General features: G+C 35.6%; 20 protein-coding genes. 13 read left to right on the top strand and 7 right to left on the bottom strand.

Features of this window, described 5'->3' with window-relative positions; translation table 11 throughout:
* Positions 1 to 16: 16 nt before the first annotated feature.
* Positions 17 to 883 carry a DUF1002 domain-containing protein gene (locus AC3WTA_RS07955; protein WP_000850512.1) on the bottom strand — a complete coding sequence of 289 codons (867 nt, stop codon included), beginning with the start codon at positions 881 to 883 and terminating at the stop codon, positions 17 to 19.
* A 187-nt stretch (positions 884 to 1,070) separates the two neighbouring features.
* Here AC3WTA_RS07955 and AC3WTA_RS07950 point away from each other — a divergent pair, with 187 nt between their 5' ends.
* The 3 genes from AC3WTA_RS07950 (at position 1,071) to ribT (ending at position 2,349) form a co-directional block, all read left to right on the top strand.
* Complete coding sequence (locus AC3WTA_RS07950; RefSeq protein WP_000853785.1) at positions 1,071 to 1,508, top strand: peptidylprolyl isomerase; 438 nt, start codon at positions 1,071 to 1,073, stop codon at positions 1,506 to 1,508.
* 222 nt (positions 1,509 to 1,730) lie between these two features.
* Positions 1,731 to 1,913 (top strand): hypothetical protein, encoded by a 183-nt coding sequence (locus AC3WTA_RS07945; protein ID WP_033657732.1) that lies wholly within the window; start codon positions 1,731 to 1,733, stop codon positions 1,911 to 1,913.
* A 67-nt stretch (positions 1,914 to 1,980) separates the two neighbouring features.
* A complete protein-coding gene (gene ribT, locus AC3WTA_RS07940) occupies positions 1,981 to 2,349 on the top strand; it encodes a GNAT family N-acetyltransferase RibT (protein WP_000908397.1) in 369 nt (122 codons plus the stop codon).
* 20 nt (positions 2,350 to 2,369) lie between these two features.
* On the opposite strand, the gene AC3WTA_RS07935 is transcribed toward ribT, so the two are convergent.
* Together AC3WTA_RS07935 and AC3WTA_RS07930 are read right to left on the bottom strand one after the other, a co-directional pair.
* Positions 2,370 to 2,888, bottom strand: a complete 519-nt coding sequence (locus tag AC3WTA_RS07935; RefSeq protein ID WP_000283580.1) for a DUF309 domain-containing protein — start codon at positions 2,886 to 2,888, stop codon at positions 2,370 to 2,372.
* A 97-nt stretch (positions 2,889 to 2,985) separates the two neighbouring features.
* A complete protein-coding gene (locus AC3WTA_RS07930; RefSeq protein ID WP_000510194.1) occupies positions 2,986 to 3,081 on the bottom strand; it encodes a YjcZ family sporulation protein in 96 nt (31 codons plus the stop codon).
* A 169-nt stretch (positions 3,082 to 3,250) separates the two neighbouring features.
* On the opposite strand from AC3WTA_RS07930, the gene AC3WTA_RS07925 reads away from it, so the two are divergent.
* From AC3WTA_RS07925 to phnF, 6 genes are all read left to right on the top strand, one after another.
* Positions 3,251 to 3,994, top strand: a complete 744-nt coding sequence (locus tag AC3WTA_RS07925; protein WP_001199757.1) for a segregation/condensation protein A — start codon at positions 3,251 to 3,253, stop codon at positions 3,992 to 3,994.
* Between the two features lie 158 nt (positions 3,995 to 4,152).
* The gene (gene scpB / locus AC3WTA_RS07920) at positions 4,153 to 4,725 is read left to right on the top strand and encodes a segregation/condensation protein ScpB (RefSeq protein ID WP_000375162.1); all 573 of its coding nucleotides are present in this window, start codon (positions 4,153 to 4,155) and stop codon (positions 4,723 to 4,725) included.
* Between the two features lie 78 nt (positions 4,726 to 4,803).
* Positions 4,804 to 5,706, top strand: a complete 903-nt coding sequence (locus tag AC3WTA_RS07915) for a ComEC/Rec2 family competence protein (RefSeq protein ID WP_001257291.1) — start codon at positions 4,804 to 4,806, stop codon at positions 5,704 to 5,706.
* A 207-nt stretch (positions 5,707 to 5,913) separates the two neighbouring features.
* Entirely contained in the window at positions 5,914 to 7,056 is a 1,143-nt protein-coding gene (gene nagA, locus AC3WTA_RS07910) for an N-acetylglucosamine-6-phosphate deacetylase (protein WP_002096336.1), read from the top strand.
* A gap of 4 nt (positions 7,057 to 7,060) precedes the next feature.
* Entirely contained in the window at positions 7,061 to 7,849 is a 789-nt protein-coding gene (nagB, locus tag AC3WTA_RS07905) for a glucosamine-6-phosphate deaminase (RefSeq protein ID WP_001024217.1), read from the top strand.
* The gene (gene phnF / locus AC3WTA_RS07900; protein ID WP_002194085.1) at positions 7,779 to 8,510 is read left to right on the top strand and encodes a phosphonate metabolism transcriptional regulator PhnF; all 732 of its coding nucleotides are present in this window, start codon (positions 7,779 to 7,781) and stop codon (positions 8,508 to 8,510) included. Before nagB ends, phnF begins: the two co-directional genes overlap by 71 nt.
* 70 nt (positions 8,511 to 8,580) lie before the next feature.
* On the opposite strand, the gene AC3WTA_RS07895 is transcribed toward phnF, so the two are convergent.
* Positions 8,581 to 9,387, bottom strand: a complete 807-nt coding sequence (locus tag AC3WTA_RS07895; RefSeq protein ID WP_000594232.1) for a Cof-type HAD-IIB family hydrolase — start codon at positions 9,385 to 9,387, stop codon at positions 8,581 to 8,583.
* A gap of 165 nt (positions 9,388 to 9,552) precedes the next feature.
* Here AC3WTA_RS07895 and glcT point away from each other — a divergent pair, with 165 nt between their 5' ends.
* The 4 genes from glcT (at position 9,553) to ptsP (ending at position 14,916) form a co-directional block, all read left to right on the top strand.
* A complete protein-coding gene (gene glcT / locus AC3WTA_RS07890) occupies positions 9,553 to 10,401 on the top strand; it encodes a glucose PTS transporter transcription antiterminator GlcT (protein WP_001067320.1) in 849 nt (282 codons plus the stop codon).
* A gap of 339 nt (positions 10,402 to 10,740) precedes the next feature.
* Complete coding sequence (ptsG, locus tag AC3WTA_RS07885; RefSeq protein WP_000473170.1) at positions 10,741 to 12,804, top strand: PTS glucose transporter subunit IIABC; 2,064 nt, start codon at positions 10,741 to 10,743, stop codon at positions 12,802 to 12,804.
* Positions 12,805 to 12,940: 136 nt separating this feature from the next.
* Complete coding sequence (ptsH, locus tag AC3WTA_RS07880; RefSeq protein WP_000411080.1) at positions 12,941 to 13,204, top strand: phosphocarrier protein HPr; 264 nt, start codon at positions 12,941 to 12,943, stop codon at positions 13,202 to 13,204.
* A complete protein-coding gene (gene ptsP / locus AC3WTA_RS07875) occupies positions 13,204 to 14,916 on the top strand; it encodes a phosphoenolpyruvate--protein phosphotransferase (RefSeq protein ID WP_000174214.1) in 1,713 nt (570 codons plus the stop codon). Before ptsH ends, ptsP begins: the two co-directional genes overlap by 1 nt.
* A gap of 85 nt (positions 14,917 to 15,001) precedes the next feature.
* Here the strand turns inward: ptsP and AC3WTA_RS07870 are convergent, their stop codons facing one another.
* The 3 genes from AC3WTA_RS07870 to AC3WTA_RS07860 form a co-directional block, all read right to left on the bottom strand.
* On the bottom strand, positions 15,002 to 15,361 hold the full coding sequence (locus AC3WTA_RS07870) for a DUF3915 family protein (RefSeq protein WP_000468021.1): 360 nt from the start codon (positions 15,359 to 15,361) through the stop codon (positions 15,002 to 15,004).
* A gap of 196 nt (positions 15,362 to 15,557) precedes the next feature.
* Complete coding sequence (locus tag AC3WTA_RS07865; protein ID WP_000100492.1) at positions 15,558 to 15,776, bottom strand: hypothetical protein; 219 nt, start codon at positions 15,774 to 15,776, stop codon at positions 15,558 to 15,560.
* A gap of 290 nt (positions 15,777 to 16,066) precedes the next feature.
* Positions 16,067 to 16,684, bottom strand: coding sequence for a nitroreductase family protein (locus tag AC3WTA_RS07860; RefSeq protein WP_000180385.1), 618 nt, complete (start codon positions 16,682 to 16,684; stop codon positions 16,067 to 16,069).
* Positions 16,685 to 16,998: the final 314 nt, after the last annotated feature.

Below are 16,998 nucleotides of genomic sequence, written 5' to 3'. Positions count from 1 at the left end.
ACTGACGAGCTTCTTTTTACTTGAATAACGATTTAACAAAATCAATGATACTTGAGAAGAAATCTTTAACTTTATCTAGGAAACCTTGCCCTTCTTCAGATCCTAAAAAGGCAGAAACGTGTTCTTTTGCTTTATTTAACTGACTGCCAACTTGATTCCAATCGATATTAAGATTTTTCATTTTATCAAATAGCGCAACTAAGTTATCTAACTGTTCATCCGTTAATGTAATGCCAAGTTGATCCGCAATTTTTTGAATTAATGAACGTAAATCTTCAGTCGTTTTTGGCTGTTCTTTGGCAATTTCTTCTTTAATTTTTGCAACAAGTTGAACTGCTTTTTCTTCACCAATTTTATCGCCGAGCTGGGCTGTTTGCACCATTTCTTCATTGGCTACTTTTTTTACTTCCTCAGGAATTGCTTTGTTCGATGTTGTTTCATAGGCTTTCATTAAACCGGTTAAAGCAGCAGTTCCTGAAACTTTAAATGGTGCAGTAATTTGAATTTCTGCATCTTTCACACCTGCTGTAATAAGTGCGTTTGTGTACATTGCATCTGTTATCGAATTAATGTTTTTTGAACGTACAATGAGACCAGACCCTGGTTTTGTGTATGTAATCATAGAAGAGGAAATTGCTCTCGTACCAATTTGCGCTTTTGGAACAATCCCTTCTAGAAATTTATGTTCTTCCGCATTAGACACAGTAATGATTGTAGCATCCTTTGGTGCTTTCATTTCTTTTAACAGATCTTGTTTTTGTTGTTCAGACAAGTTTTCTCCTAGTGTAACAATTGATTCTCCTTCGATGATGTCTGCAAACGAAGCTGTTGGCATCATAAATACCGTTACAGCCAATAGCAGAGCTAGTAATTTCGTTTTCACGAAAAATCGCTCCCTTTCTCTTTCTAAAATTTTCGGGCAACACAGTTATTATAGTATATATTTCTTATTTGTCACCTAGCTTTTTCCACATTTCGAAAAAGAAGTATCTAGATTGTCGGATTCTTTTTGTTTCTAGTCATGAATGTGGTAATATAGTGCTGAGATAGTTGAAAGGAGACATATACGTATGAAAACTTTAGGATACATATTAATGGAAAATGGTGAAAAAATCGATTTAGAATTTTTCCCAGAAGAGGCACCAAAAACAGTAGAAAACTTTAAAAAACTAGCAGAGCAAGGATTTTATGATGGTGTGACATTCCACCGCGTTATTCCTGGCTTCGTAAGCCAAGGTGGAGATCCAACAGGAACAGGTGCAGGTGGCCCAGGTTACTCTATCCCATGTGAAACTGATGGAAATCCTCATAGACATCTTGTAGGTTCACTTTCTATGGCTCATGCTGGCCGTAATACAGGCGGTAGCCAATTCTTTGTTGTTCATGAGCCACAACCGCATTTAGATGGTGTACATACTGTATTCGGTAAAGCAACAAGCGGTATTGAAACAGTATTAAACATGCGTCAAGGCGATGTAATGAAAGAAGTTAAAGTTTGGGAAGAATAAGTTAATGGGAAAAGAGAGCTATGGCTCTCTTTTTTGTTTTTTTAATAGGAATGGGTATTTCGTTTGCAGTACATGATACAAGTAGTACTGACTGTATTGAAGAGAAAATATGGCGCCTATAAGAACAAAATTTTAACAAATTACATAGAATACATTAAATTACATGTTTCAAGAAATATTTTTATTACATTAATTTTGCTAGAATTCATTTGCTCTCAGGTGATGAATATTGAAGTGGTAATGAGCGGTGGATGTTTCTTTTTGCTTTCATATAACAGCGTTTCTTCTTTAATCTACTTAGAAAAAATAGTACTGAAACATATATTTGACTTTCTTCTTTTGGCTTTGTATGATTATCAAGTTGTTTTAGGCCCTTCTCACTCTGTTGAAAATATTGTAAAATGAATGTGATATGAAAAGAGTGGTTGAGGGGATTAATAGTTTGTAACTTTTGTAAGAAGGGATAAGGGTTATGTTAATTCGTTTTAAAAAAAGTTATGAAAAGATTGCAATGGGGCTTCTTTCATTTATGCCAACTGAAAAAGATGTAAAAACATTACAATTGACTATGAAAGATTATGAAGCAAAGGATGATTGGCAATTGTATTTGTGGAAACAAAACGAAGATTTTGTTGGGATAATGGGGATTGTAAAAAAAGAGAATCAAGTGTTGGAAATTCAGCATTTGAGTGTGAACCCGTCTCACCGTCATATGGGTATTGGGACGAAGATGGTTCAAGAGTTAAAGAGTAAATTTCTTGAGTTTACAATTTGCGGAAATGAGCAAACAGCAAGTTTTTGCAAAAAGTGTAAAGGGCTAGAACAAAATATACATTCGTGAAAGCAGAGATAAGTAGTTTATTATCTCTGCTTTCTTTTTTGTAATTGTTCGTTTCGTTCAGCGATGACCTCTGTTCGATCACGTAATGTGTGCTTATGTATTATATATTCATTAGAAGTAGCATTCACGTCTTTCCAAGGAAGGTTTTGTTTCTGACATAATTCCATGCAGTGCTTTTCTAATGCTGTATCCGATAATGGTAAAAATAACGGTGTAAAACTCTCTTCTTTCTGTATAGATTGCAATCTATCCTGGAGTAAGCATAGAAGTTGTGTCTGATTTATTCCCAAACGTAGTAAAGGTGCACTGTTTATTTCTAAAATCTTTATGGCGCTTTTCATCATTTTCTCTGCGCCATTCCAGTTAGAGCGTCTTTGATGGTATAAAGAAACTGCAATTTGAATAAGACCGACTAAATAATTATCACGATTTTCTCTCGGTTTTGTTTTCCAATATTCTTCCAGTATTTCGTGGCACTCAAAATAATCATAATCTCCGTGAAAATGAATTAAAAATTGGATGTATTCGGTAGGATACATTTTCTTCACCCCTGTTTAACGGTTATAAATACAAGTGTATCATAGAAATATAAACAATAAACGACTAGGGAATTGTCCCTAGTCGTTATTGTTCATATTAGCAGAAGCAAGCTGCCCCTACAATAATTAGTAAAATAAACAATACAACAAGTAATGCGAACCCACCGCTAAAACCGCAATCAACGTGACCCATAGTTTTTTGACCTCCTACATTGTTCTTACTACACTGTTATCATATGAAGCGGTGGGCATGATGATATAGGCATAGGTCTATTTTTAATTAAATTTCTTAAAAAGGTTGGATAGAACATGAGTATGCTCTATACTTATGTTGTTATAGAAAAAATGTGGTGGGATGCTTTGTGCAGTATAATTTTAAAGTAGAGGCTTTTGAAGGGCCTTTAGATTTATTGTTACATTTAATACATCGTTATGAAATTGACATATATAATATTCCTGTAGCGGAAATTACAGAGCAATATTTATCTTATGTTCATACGATGAAAGAACTACAATTAGATGTTGCAAGTGAGTATTTAGTAATGGCTGCGACTTTATTACAAATTAAAAGTAAAATGTTGTTGCCGAAACATGAAGAAGATGTACTTGATAACGGTGATGACTTTATAGATGATCCTCGTCAAGAATTGATGGAGAGGTTAATTGAATATAAGAAATATAAGCAAGTTGCTACTGAGCTAAAAGAAAGAGAACAAGAAAGAGCACAGCTATATACACGTCCGCCAATTGATTTTACATCGTTACAACAAGAAGAGGAGACAAACTTGCCTCTTGATGTTACGTTATATGATATGCTAGCGGCATTTCAAAAATTAATGCGCCGTAAAAAAGCAAAGAAACCTGTAACAACACGTATTACTCGTCAAGAAATACCAATTGAAAAGCGCATGATTGATATTTTAAAACAGTTAGAAATACAAGGTGGTCGTCAAAGTTTTTATGATTTGTTTGTTGATGATGAAAGGGAAATAATGGTTGTAACATTTTTAGCGGTTCTTGAGCTTATGAAAAATCAACAAATCATAATTGAACAAGAACATAATTTTGATGAAATTTTCGTATCAAGCTCTACTAAATCTGCATAGATTTAGTATGGAAAATGGGATGGAAATAATATATCTCATGCTAGGTTTGAATGTATCGTTTGGAACAAGAGAAAAAATATTGAACCGAACGCATTAATTGTGATTCGGTTTTTTGATGTGTATTTTTATGGAGAAAATTGGAGGAAGGAGCTCGTAAAATGGATAGAAAAGAACAGAAATCAATCATTGAAGGGCTTTTATTTGTTTCTGGTGATGAAGGGATTTATCCAGAACAAATAGCGAAAGTGCTTGAAATTGAAGGAAATGAAGTAATCGATATTTTAGAAGAAATGCAAAAAGAATGTGAAGGTGCACACCGCGGTTTGCAAATTGTACAGTATGCAAAAGTATATCGTTTTGCTACAAAGAAAGAACATGCTTCGTACTATCAAAAATTAATAGATATCCCAACAGCTGCTTCACTTTCTCAGGCTGCTTTAGAAACGTTAGCGATTGTGGCATATCGTCAACCTATTACAAGGACTGAAATGGAAGAGATTAGAGGGGTGAAAACCGATAAGGCGTTACAAACGTTAGTTTCACACTTACTTATAAAAGAAATGGGAAGAGCAGAAGGTCCAGGGCGTCCTATTTTATATGGAACAACGAAAGAATTTTTGGATACATTTGGATTGAAAACATTAGATGATTTACCGGCACTTTCTGAAGAGAATGAACAAATGAATGAAGCAGATTTATTCTTTGGTTCTTTACAGGAGATATCGAAATAAAAGCTTAGCATTTTGCTAAGCTTTTTTTGTATATCAATTATATACCGTGCCATACTAATTGAAAAAAGGAGACGAGTTATGAGAAGTATGCGAAGTATTTTATTGTTAGTTTCTGTTTTGTTATGCTTTTCTTTAAATAGTGCATCGGCCAAAAGATATATGATGTCTATTCATACCGCGTCTCCTTTACATATGCAGCGGCAACATTTTGGTAAAATGAAAGTGAGTTTTTTTAAAGTTGGGCAAGGTGATGCGACACTTATTACATTGCCAAATGGACAAACGATGTTAATTGATGGGGGACCTTATGAAGCAGGTGAGGTTATCATTCAAAAACTAATCGAAAAAGGGATTAACCATTTAGATGCTATCGTCAGTACGCATCCTGATATGGATCACATTGGAGGACTCATTCCGATTGTAGAGCAAATGCCGGTAGCACTTATATTAGATAGTGGAAAAACATATAGTTCTTTTACGTATCACACATACCGGAATCATATTAAAAAAAGAGGAATTCCTTTCGTTTCAGTAAAAGAGGGACAATACATACCGCTAGATCCGCATGTTTCCATACAAGTATTAAACAATGGGAAATCAAAAGACGAAAATAATGAATCTTCAATTGTGTTAAAGGTACGATACGGAAAAGCGGATTTTTTACTAATGGGTGATGCTGATGTGCGGACGGAAACTGAAATATTAAAGCAATTTGATGTACATGCAGATGTGTTAAAGGTGGGACATCATGGCTCCTATACTTCAACAAGTGAAATGTTTATAAAGAAAGTAGAACCACAGTTTGCAATTCTTTCATATGGAAGCAGAAATCCGTATGGACATCCGCATCAAAGTGTAGTAAGACGCTTAAAACAGCATGGTATAATGATATATGGAACAAACAAACGTACAGTAGAAATGGAAACAGACGGCGAGCATATTACAATAGGCTCTAGTGGATTAATGCCATTACTTAAGTGAGAAATATGATAGGGGATATTCTCCCTTTTTGGAAAACTGAATAACATATATTATAATTGCAAGAGACGTACTAAGTTTCCTTTTTGTTAAACAAAGAGGAAATTTTATTCGAATGTCTAGACAACTACTCGTGCATATATTAAGATGGAATTAGGCGAATAAGGTAATAATAACAAGTAGGTATTTCATGGGAAAGGATCGATGAAAATGAAAACGCAAGTTGTCATCAATGCCAAAATTTATACAGGTCAAGAAGTAGTGGAAAACGGATTTATTCGTTACGCAGAAACAATTAAAGAAATTGGTTTGATGGCTCAATATGTATCACAAGAAAATGAAGCGGTTTTAGATGCGGCAGGGAAGATTGTGATTCCAGGTATGATTGATGTTCATATTCATGGTGGGTACGATATTGATGCGATGGATGCAAATAGCGATGGATTAGTAACTCTAGGTAAAGAAATGTTAAAAGAAGGAGTTACAACTTACTTTCCAACAACAATGACACAAGCTCCAGAAGCAATCGAAGCGGCACTACATGCGGCGAAGGAAGCGAAAGAAAAAGGAGCACATTTCGAATATATTCACTTAGAAGGACCGTATGTTTCTAAAAAACGTGCAGGTGCACAACCACTTGAACATATTGTTCCTGCGAATATTGAACAATTTAAACAATGGCAGGAAGCAAGCGGGAATCTAATTAAATTAGTAACATATGCACCTGAAGAAGAAGGTGCGTTAGAGTTTGAGCAGTATCTTGCTGAAACTGGTGTTGTTGGCACAATGGGGCATACAGATGCAATTGATGCGCAACTAAAAAATAGAAACATTACACATGCAACGCATTTATACAATCAAATGCGTGGATTACATCACCGAGAACCAGGAGTTGTTGGTCATGTGTTATTAAATCCAGATGTAATGGTTGAAGTAATTACAGATGGTATTCATATTCACCCTGATATGGTGAAATTAGCATATAAATTAAAAGGACCGAAAAAAGTAAGTGTTATTACTGACGCAATGCGTGCAAAAGGTCTTGAAGATGGATTATATGAGCTTGGCGGACAGCCAGTACATGTAAAAGATGGTAGTGCTCGATTAGAAGATGGAACGTTAGCTGGTAGTATTCTAAAAATGGATCAAGCTTTCCGAAATGTAATTGAATTTACAGGTTGTTCAATCGAAGATGCAGTACTGATGACATCAATTAACCAAGCAGAAGAGTTTGGATTAAATCATAAAGGTGCATTAGCGGTAGGAAAAGATGCAGACTTTGTTGTGATGAATGAAGATTTACATGTATATGATACGGTTCGTTTAGGAATTCATATGAAGGAAGGGAAGTAATTAAATGAATATTCTTGTTGTAAAAACTCCAAAAGAACTAGCAGAAGCAGGTTATAAATTAATTGAAGAAGTTGTAAAAACAAAAGAAAATCCAACATTAGGAATGGCTACAGGAAGCTCTCCATTAGGTATTTATGCAGAAATGCGAAAAAATAAACTTGATACAAGCCGTGTAACCACTGTAAACTTAGATGAGTACGTAAATTTACCACATGAAGATAAAAACAGCTATCACTATTTCATGCAAGAACAGTTGTTTGATCATCTTCCATTTAAACAAACTTATGTACCAAACGGGATGGCAAGTGATTTAGAGGTAGAGTGCAAACGTTACGAGGGCATTCTAGCTGCTAACCCAGTTGACCTACAGATTCTTGGAATCGGTGAAAACGGTCACATCGGATTTAACGAACCAGGAACACTGTTTAATTCTCCAACAAACATTGTTGAATTAACAGAATCTACACGCCAAGCAAACCTTCGCTTCTTCGAAAAAGAAGAAGATGTGCCAACGCATGCGATTACAATGGGAATTGGAAGCATTATGAAAGCGAAACAAATTCTACTTGTTGCTATCGGTTCTAAAAAGGCAGAAGCTGTGAAAGAATTATTGCAAGGTGAATATAGCGAAGCGTGTCCTGCTACAGTTTTACAACGTCATCCGAATGTAACCGTAATCGCTGATCAAGAAGCTCTATCTTTATGCAGTGAGGCGATTGCTGATGAACATCGACAAGTATTCACCATTTCCGATCTATTATCAGATTCAAGAGTGGGTGAAACAGCTAATTGAGGACGGCGAATGGAAGCCGGGAGATAAAATCCCATCTGAGAATGAACTTTGCGATAAGTTCGAAGTGAGTCGTATGACAATCAGACAGGCGATTAATAATTTAGTGGAACAAGGTTATTTATATCGGAAACGTGGAATTGGTACGTTTGTCCAACTTCCGAAAGTGGAACAAAAATTGCAAGGAATGACGGGATTCACAGAAGATATGATTTCTCGTGGGATGAACCCAAGTAGTCAATTACTTAGTTTCCGCCTAGTTCCAGCTACTGCGAAAATAGCAGACCGGTTGAGAATACAGGAGGGAGAGTCGGTTTATGAAGTGAGGCGTATACGCTTAGCTGATGATGAACCGATTGCTTTTGAGACGACATATTTGTCGCCAGCTCTTGTAAAAGATATTAACGAAGAAATATTGCAACAATCTTTATATGAACATTTAGAGAAAAAACTGGGCTTTAAACTTGTTAGCGCTACTCAATCAATTGAAGCTTCAATTGCAACGGATAATGAAGCTGAACATCTGCATATTCCTAAAAAGGCGCCAGTGCTTGTAATGCGTCAATGGTCATATTCAGAAGGTGAAGTACCGTTAGAGTATGTGAAATGTATTTATCGTGGGGATCGTTATAAGTTTATTACAAACATCGCACGTAACAAATAATATATTTCAGTTTGTGAAGTACAGTTAATGTCAAATTGTTTAACATGTAAAGAAAAAATACGACTCATCCTTACAAGGAGTGAGTCGTATTTTTATTATGAGTAATTACGTGGTTAACAGCATCTTTAACTGTATTTACTACATAGTGAGCGTGTTCTTTTACTGCTTCATCTGCTTGAGACATAGCAAAACTGTGAGGAGTTAAAGAAAACATCGGGATATCATTATAAGAATCCCCTATGCAAGCAATTTCCTCTGGTTGTAGTTGAAACTCTTTTAATAAAACAGAAATAGCAGCCCCTTTACTAATATTAGGTGGCATTACATCTAAACATTGTTCTGCTGAAATGAATGTACTAACTTTTCCGTGGAATTTTTCATCAATTTTTTTCTGAAGGAGTTGTAAGCTTTCCTTTGTTCCACCGACAGAGATTTTATTTGGGAAAATTGTATCATCAATTTTCTGTAATAGATGCGGTTCTTCAACAGAAGTCATCGTTACTTGTTGTTCAAGCTCATGAATGAACGGTGTTTTCTCTTCAATGTAATAATTATGCTCATCACTTACATAACGAAAATAAGGATCTTCATTTGTCATTGCTAACAGATCAGGTAGAATACTCGAATCGAATGTTGCGGATAATAGTTGCTTGTTTTCATGTGTGTACACGAAAACACCATTTACACTAATACGATGGAAATTTGTATTTACAGCTTTCATTAAGTCTGCAATTTCATTATCCAATCGGCCAGAAGCGAAACAAAGAATAACATTTTGCTCAGCAAGACTACGAAGTGCTACAATATCCTGTTCGTCAATTAACCCTCCGTGTTGCATCATTGTACCATCGATATCACTTACAAACATTTTAATCATGTTGTTATCTCCTTTCTATGTACAGTTGCTCTTACATTATACGCATCATATATAAACATGTCTAAAAAACGAATTTTTATGAAATGGTAGATGTTTTACATTGACGACAAAGAAGAATGTTCTGTAACATAAAAGCAGGCTATTTAAGTACGAGGGTGGTGTTATATGAATAATTATCTAGAAATTAAAAAAGTTTTAAATAATAATGTCATCATTGCTAGCCATCCTGAACATGAGGAAGTAGTAGTGATCGGTAAAGGAATTGGATTTGGGAAAAAAGCGAAAGATGTATTGGAGCAAGAACAAATTGAAAAAATGTTTGTTTTAAAAAATGAACGTGATCGTGAACAATACAAACTGTTAGTGCCGCATGTGAGTGAAAAACTAATTGAATTAATGAATGATATTATGTTCTACATTCAAGAAAAAGCAAAATCACCATTGAATGAACATATTCATATCGCTTTAACAGATCATATTTCTTTTGCGATTAAGCGGTTAAAACAAGGACTTACAATTGATAATCCTTTTTTAGTTGAAACGAAAATGCTCTATCCAGAGGAATATGAAATTGCTGAAGGTGTTGTAGACCTTTTAAATTCTCGTTTACAAATTACATTGCCAGAAGGAGAAATTGGTTTTATTGCACTCCATATTTACAGTTCGCTTACAAATTCAGATTTATCTTCAGTTAATCAAAATTCCCGTCTCATTGCACAACTTGTATCTTTAATTGAGACAAACTTACTAATTACATTAGACCAAGAAAGTATTCACTATTTACGCCTTATCCGTCATTTACAATATGCAATTGAACGGGTAAAAAAAGGGGAAAAAGTAGAGGAATCACAAAGTTTTGCTGATTTATTAAAGGCAGAATATCCTGTCTGTTATAATTTAGCTTGGAAGCTAGTTAAGGTCATGCAAAAAGAATTGCAACTTCCTGTGTATGAAGCAGAGAGCATATATTTAACGATGCACCTGCAGCGCTTAGTAAAAGCAGAGCATGTGTAAAAAGACATATATTTTTGTCTAAAATGAAAACGTTAAAAAAAATCATTGAATCGCTTACAATAGTTATGTATAATAACTATTGCAAAGTTATACAAATTTCGACAAACACATTAAGGTAAGTAACGAAAACGTTTGCCTTAATTATAGTGAACTTATACGTAAACCTATTTTTGACACGTGTTACTGATCCGATCAGGCATGAGTGGAGAAAAGTAAGGAATGTAAGCTAGAGAAAGGGTTATACTACCCTTTGTATAGCTATCGTTCTATCTTTTTTTCCTCATGTCTTTTTGGCGTTTGTCGGAAGGTATCAATATAGATAAGAGAGGAAGGGTTTCCATGTTTAAGAAGATCTTTGGTGTTCTTCAAAAAGTCGGAAAAGCGTTAATGCTTCCAGTAGCGATTTTACCGGCAGCAGGTATTTTACTTGGATTTGGTAATGCATTTCAAAATCCACAGTTAACAGATGTTATTCCTGCTTTAAAAGCAGATTGGTTCGTAATGGTAGCAAAAATTATGGAACAATCTGGTGATATTATTTTCGCTAACCTTGCATTATTATTCGCAGTTGGGGTAGCAATTGGTTTAGCTGGTGGAGACGGAGTAGCTGGATTAGCAGCATTCGTCGGCTACTTAATTATGAACAAAACGATGAGTGTGTTCTTAGAAGTAGATAAGCTAGTGAAAGTAACAAGTTCTGGAGCAGATCCAGTAAAAATTGGATTTGCAGATCCAGCATATGCAAACGTATTAGGAATTCCAACGCTACAAACGGGAGTGTTTGGTGGTATTATCGTCGGTATAGTAGCGGCATATTGCTACAATAAATACTTCAACATTGAATTACCATCATATTTAGGTTTCTTCGCAGGTAAGCGTTTCGTACCGATTGCGACTGCAACATTCTCTTTAGTAGTAGGTATAATCATGTGTTTCATTTGGCCATACATTCAAGGTGGCTTAAATACGTTCTCACATCAAATGATTGATGCAAATAGAACATTAGCAGCATTCATATTCGGTTTAATTGAACGTTCATTAATTCCATTTGGATTACATCACATTTTCTATTCACCGTTCTGGTTCGAATTCGGTCAGTATACAAATGCAGCTGGCGAATTAATCCGTGGTGACCAAAAAATCTTTATGGCACAGTTAAAAGACGGTGTAGAATTAACAGCAGGTACATTTACAACTGGTAAGTATCCGTTCATGATGTTCGGTCTTCCAGCAGCAGCATTAGCAATGTACCATGAAGCACGTCCTGAAAATAAAAAATTAGCAGCTGGTATTTTAGGCTCTGCTGCATTAACATCTTTCTTAACAGGTATTACAGAACCACTTGAATTTTCATTCTTATTCGTAGCACCAGTACTGTTCGGAATTCACGCAGTATTCGCTGGTCTATCATTTATGACAATGCAAATTTTAGGTGTTAAAATTGGTATGACATTCTCTGGTGGTTTAATCGACTTTATGTTATTCGGTGTACTACCAGGCCGTACAGCATGGTGGTGGGTAATTATTGTTGGTCTTGTACTAGCAGTTATTTACTACTTCGGATTCCGCTTTGCAATCCGTAAATGGGATTTAAAAACACCTGGTCGTGAAGTAGCAAATGCGAATGACGGCGCAGGTAAAACAGAAGCAGGAGAACTTCCACGTGAAGTATTAGTAGCACTTGGTGGTAAAGAAAACATTGCTTCTTTAGACGCTTGTATTACTCGTTTACGTGTTCAAGTTAACGAACAAAAGAATGTAAACAAAGATCGCTTAAAAGAGCTTGGAGCAGCTGGTGTACTTGAAGTTGGAAATAACATTCAAGCTATTTTTGGACCGAAATCTGACACATTAAAATCACAAATTCATGATATTATGTCAGGTCGTACACCTCATGTTGAAAAAGAAGAGCCTGTAAAGGTAGAAGAAACTCCTAAACAAGTTGATGAAAACGAAACAATCGTATCACCAATTGAAGGGAAAATCTTATCGATTACAGAAGTACCTGATCAAGTATTCTCAGGAAAAATGATGGGAGACGGATTTGCAATCGAGCCAACAGAAGGAACAGTAGTTTCTCCAGTTAACGGTGAGATCGTCAACGTATTCCCTACAAAGCATGCAATTGGTATTCAATCTGAAGGTGGAAAAGAAATTTTAATCCACTTCGGTATTGATACTGTAAAATTAAATGGTGAAGGTTTTGAAGCACTTGTAGCACAAGGCGACAAAGTGAAACAAGGACAACCATTATTAAAAGTAGATCTTGCATTTGTAAAAGAAAATGCACCATCTATCATTACACCAATTGTCTTTACGAATTTACAACAAGGACAACAAGTCGAATTGAAAAAAGATGGAAATGTTAAGAAGGGCGAAAACGCTATTATTGACATTCAGTAGGAATTTGACGCAAAATGTTTATAATTATAATAGGCGATGTGGTTGACCGAACATCGCCTATTATATACAATAGATGATGTAGTACTCACGTCTATACAACTAAAAAAATACTGTAATTTAAAGGAGATAAATTATCATGGAAAAAATCTTTAAAGTAACTAGCGACTCAGGAATTCATGCTCGTCCAGCAACTCTACTTGTAAACACTGCAAGCAAATTTGGTTCTGACATTAACTTAGAGTATAACGGAAAAAACGTTAACTTAAAATCAATCATGGGCGTTATGTCTTTAGGCATTCAACAAAACGCAGAAATTAAAATCACTGCAAATGGTGATGATGCAGCTCAAGCACTAGCAGCTATCGAAGAAACTATGAAAAACGAAGGATTAGGAGAATAATGACTCTTAACATTCAAGGGATCGCTGCATCAAGTGGGATTGCTATTGCAAAGGCTTTCAGACTTGAGAATCCTGAATTTAACATCGAAAAGAAATCAATTACAAACGAAGCTGCTGAAATTGCACGCTTAGACGCTGCGCTTGAGAAAGCAAAAACTGAATTAGAAGCAATTAAGGACCATGCTTTTGCTGAGCTGGGGGCTGATAAAGCTGCGATCTTTGAAGCACATTTATTAGTGTTAAATGATCCAGAACTAGTAAACCCAGTAAAAGATAAAGTAAATAGTGAAAAAGTAAATGCTGAATTTGCAATGGATGAAGTTGCATCCATGTTTATTTCTATGTTTGAAAACATGGATAACGAATATATGAAAGAACGTGCTGCGGACATTCGTGACGTAACAAAACGCGTTCTTGCACATTTACTAGGAATTAACTTCTCAAACCCTGGTACAATTTCTGAAGAAGTAATCATCATTGCTGAAGATTTAACACCATCTGATACAGCTCAGTTAAACCGTAAGTATGCAAAAGGTTTTACAACTGATATCGGTGGACGTACATCTCACTCTGCAATTATGGCTCGTTCTATGGAAATTCCTGCAGTTGTTGGTACGAAAGTTGTTATGGAGAAAATCCAAAACGGCGATATCGTAATCATCGACGGTTTAGATGGAGAAGTAATTGTAAATCCATCAGAAGAAACTCTTCGTTCTTTTGAAGAAAAGAAAGCGAAATTTGAAGAGCAAAAAACTGAATGGGCAAAATTAAAAGACCAAGCTACTGTAACAAGTGATGGACATCACGTTGAGCTTGTTGCAAATATCGGAACACCAAATGATGTACAAGGTATTATCGATAATGGCGGAGAAGGCGTTGGTTTATACCGTACAGAATTCTTATACATGGGCCGTGACAATCTTCCAACAGAAGAAGAGCAGTTCGAAGCGTATAAAGCAGTTCTTGAAGGTGTAAAAGAAGGTCAACCTGTTGTTGTTCGTACACTTGACATCGGTGGAGATAAAGAGCTTCCATACTTACATTTACCAAAAGAAATGAACCCATTCTTAGGATACCGTGCAATTCGCTTATGCCTTGATGAGCAAGATGTGTTCCGTACACAACTTCGTGCATTACTTCGTGCTAGCGTATACGGTAACTTAAAAATTATGTTCCCAATGATTGCAACTCTTGATGAGTTCCGTCAAGCGAAAGCAATCTTATTAGAAGAGAAAGCGAAACTTGTAGAAGCGGGTACAACTGTTTCTGATTCTATTGAAGTGGGTATGATGGTTGAAATCCCAGCTTCAGCAGTATTAGCAGATCAATTCGCAAAAGAAGTTGATTTCTTCTCTATCGGAACAAATGACTTAATCCAATACACAATGGCTGCAGACCGTATGAACGAACAAGTAGCTTACTTATACCAACCATATAACCCATCTATTTTACGTCTTGTAAAAATGGTTATTGATGCGGCTCATAAAGAAGGCAAATGGGCTGGTATGTGTGGTGAGATGGCGGGAGATTCACTTGCTATCCCATTATTATTAGGATTAGGTTTAGATGAGTTCAGTATGAGTGCAACATCTATTCTTCCTGCAAGAACACAACTAAGCAAGTTGTCAAAAGCAGAAATGGAAACATTAGCAGAAAAAGCATTAATGATGTCAACTGCTGAAGAAGTTGTTGAATTAGTTAAAAGTATATAATAGTAAAAAACCTGAGCCGATTTGAAATCGGTCTCAGGTTTTTTTATTACACATACCTTAGGTGATTTTATTGATTAAACTTCTCTTAAAGAGCAATCGCGATAACATCTTCTGGGCAAACACGTAGAATCCCTTCAAATCTATCGTCATTACGATTGTTTCCATTCTTATCATCTTTGTTGTTGTCTTTGTCGTTATCTCTTCTTAATGCAGAGAATAGAGCAATACCGTTACAGAACCCCTCAAAAACTAAATTGCGGAATGTTCCATTTCCTTTTAGTTTAAGAAGTGAAATTTCAGTGCCTATAGAAAGATTTGCAAGTACGTTACATACAGCAGGTCGTTGTGGTCTAATTTCTTCTCTCTCTTTCTCACGATGGTTGTGCTCTCTTTCATGATGATGACAGTCTCTAAAGTTATCACAGCATCCAAATGATCCAAACATAATCCTCATCACCCCCTTCACACTTATAATCTATGTAAGTTCGGTAGTGAGTGACTGGACAGAGAGTGGAATTTTTTCTGGGGGATTTTCTCATTTTAAAAGAATAGCTGGGTGTTTAGTACGGAATGATGTTTAAAATAGGGGGAATATCACAAAAAAGTGTAAAGACCACCGAAATGAATGAAATAGGTAGGCTTTACACTTTTTTACTTTTATATAAAACGATGATATATACAGGGAGAGCTAAGAGTAGTGGTGCAATGGATCTTGCAGTATGTTTTTCTGCGTCTAATTGGAACGTTTCTTCTTTTGGGAATTGTAACACTGATATGTTTGTAGCATCGCCAATAAAATATAACAGTAGTACAGTTACTATGTAACTTAAAAGTGCGATAAAGCTTCCGTATGAACTCAATGAAAATCCCTCTCTTGTTATCTATTTGTTATCATTGTATCATAATTGTAACAAAAACACACGGTTATATTTCGATGCTTTAACAAAATTCGACACGAAACGCCATTTATGTGTATGGGAATAGCATGAAATTTACTATTTTTTTATGTATAGATGTCGAATAATACATTGTAATATTACGGGTGTGTGACAGAAGAAAAAGAAACGAAGGTAATGAAATTACCTTCGTTTCTTTTTTATCCCGTATTAACAGGCAGTAAGCCCCTCACATTGATTAAAGGTTCACTTTATTATTTTGCCCATTCACTCACTTGTTCTACGCTCATTCGTGGTGCAGGATGACCTTTTAAAGTTGATTCACCAATTGTAATAAGCATAATTGGTACGTAACGAGATGAAACATTGAATTCTTCTGTAAGTGCTTGTGGGTTGAAACCACCAATAGCACAAGTATCCCAGCCAGTTGCTTTAGCCGCAAGCATAAGTTGCATTGCTGCTAAAGATGCATTTGAAAAGGCTGCATCTCTTGGGAATTGCTCACGAGCATATGCAGACTCAATATTTTTAGCTAAGCGCTCTTTTGCTTCTTCTTTCATAAATCCTTGTTCTACAATTGGACCATAAACGGGTTCAACGTTTTTATAAGCTTCTAAATCACCTAAAATAGCGACTACAGCAGAAGCATCAAGTATTTGTTGCTGGTTATAAGCAATTGGATGCAATCGTTTCTGTACATCTTCACCTTGGAATACAAGGAATTTCCAGTGCTGCAAGTTCCAAGCAGAAGGTGCTTGAGCAGCTCCCTTTAAAATCTCGTGTAACTCTGTAGATGAAATTTCTTTCTCTGGGTTGAATGCACGTGTAGATGTGCGTTCGTATAGAACATTAAAAAAGTTGTCGTTTGTCATTATATATCCTCCAAGTAACATATCAAATTATAAAAAAATACATGTAATATATTCTACTTACATTTTGTAAGTTGTCGAATTTAAGAATATAATATCTTTATTTTAATTGTCAAGTTTTAAAGAGGAAGCTAGGGCATTCATACAAACGATACAATTCCTATCATCATACACTAAAAAAGGAATTTATAGAGAAAAAGCGAAGAGAGCATTCTCAATTAGCTTGTTAATATGTATCCCTCACTCATTAAAGTATTTAGAGAACAGTCTTTTTATAAAATGTTTGTGAGGAATGCAGTAGAACAAGATATATGAAG

The organism is Bacillus sp. EB106-07-01-XG149, assembly GCF_058791555.1.
Note: the sequence above shows the minus strand (reverse complement) of the source record. Positions and strands in the feature narration are given on the sequence as shown.

Coding starts and splice junctions, on each gene's coding strand:
- ptsH (WP_000411080.1), top strand. CDS start 12,941: ATGGAAAAAATCTTTAAAGTAACTAGCGACTCAGGAATTCATGCTCGT.
- glcT (WP_001067320.1), top strand. CDS start 9,553: ATGAATAATTATCTAGAAATTAAAAAAGTTTTAAATAATAATGTCATC.
- AC3WTA_RS07915 (WP_001257291.1), top strand. CDS start 4,804: ATGAGAAGTATGCGAAGTATTTTATTGTTAGTTTCTGTTTTGTTATGC.
- AC3WTA_RS07935 (WP_000283580.1), bottom strand. CDS start 2,888: ATGTATCCTACCGAATACATCCAATTTTTAATTCATTTTCACGGAGAT.
- AC3WTA_RS07860 (WP_000180385.1), bottom strand. CDS start 16,684: ATGACAAACGACAACTTTTTTAATGTTCTATACGAACGCACATCTACA.
- AC3WTA_RS07870 (WP_000468021.1), bottom strand. CDS start 15,361: ATGTTTGGATCATTTGGATGCTGTGATAACTTTAGAGACTGTCATCAT.
- phnF (WP_002194085.1), top strand. CDS start 7,779: ATGAACATCGACAAGTATTCACCATTTCCGATCTATTATCAGATTCAA.
- ptsP (WP_000174214.1), top strand. CDS start 13,204: ATGACTCTTAACATTCAAGGGATCGCTGCATCAAGTGGGATTGCTATT.
- AC3WTA_RS07950 (WP_000853785.1), top strand. CDS start 1,071: ATGAAAACTTTAGGATACATATTAATGGAAAATGGTGAAAAAATCGAT.
- AC3WTA_RS07895 (WP_000594232.1), bottom strand. CDS start 9,387: ATGATTAAAATGTTTGTAAGTGATATCGATGGTACAATGATGCAACAC.
- nagB (WP_001024217.1), top strand. CDS start 7,061: ATGAATATTCTTGTTGTAAAAACTCCAAAAGAACTAGCAGAAGCAGGT.
- AC3WTA_RS07945 (WP_033657732.1), top strand. CDS start 1,731: ATGAATATTGAAGTGGTAATGAGCGGTGGATGTTTCTTTTTGCTTTCA.
- AC3WTA_RS07930 (WP_000510194.1), bottom strand. CDS start 3,081: ATGGGTCACGTTGATTGCGGTTTTAGCGGTGGGTTCGCATTACTTGTT.
- nagA (WP_002096336.1), top strand. CDS start 5,914: ATGAAAACGCAAGTTGTCATCAATGCCAAAATTTATACAGGTCAAGAA.
- scpB (WP_000375162.1), top strand. CDS start 4,153: ATGGATAGAAAAGAACAGAAATCAATCATTGAAGGGCTTTTATTTGTT.
- ribT (WP_000908397.1), top strand. CDS start 1,981: ATGTTAATTCGTTTTAAAAAAAGTTATGAAAAGATTGCAATGGGGCTT.
- ptsG (WP_000473170.1), top strand. CDS start 10,741: ATGTTTAAGAAGATCTTTGGTGTTCTTCAAAAAGTCGGAAAAGCGTTA.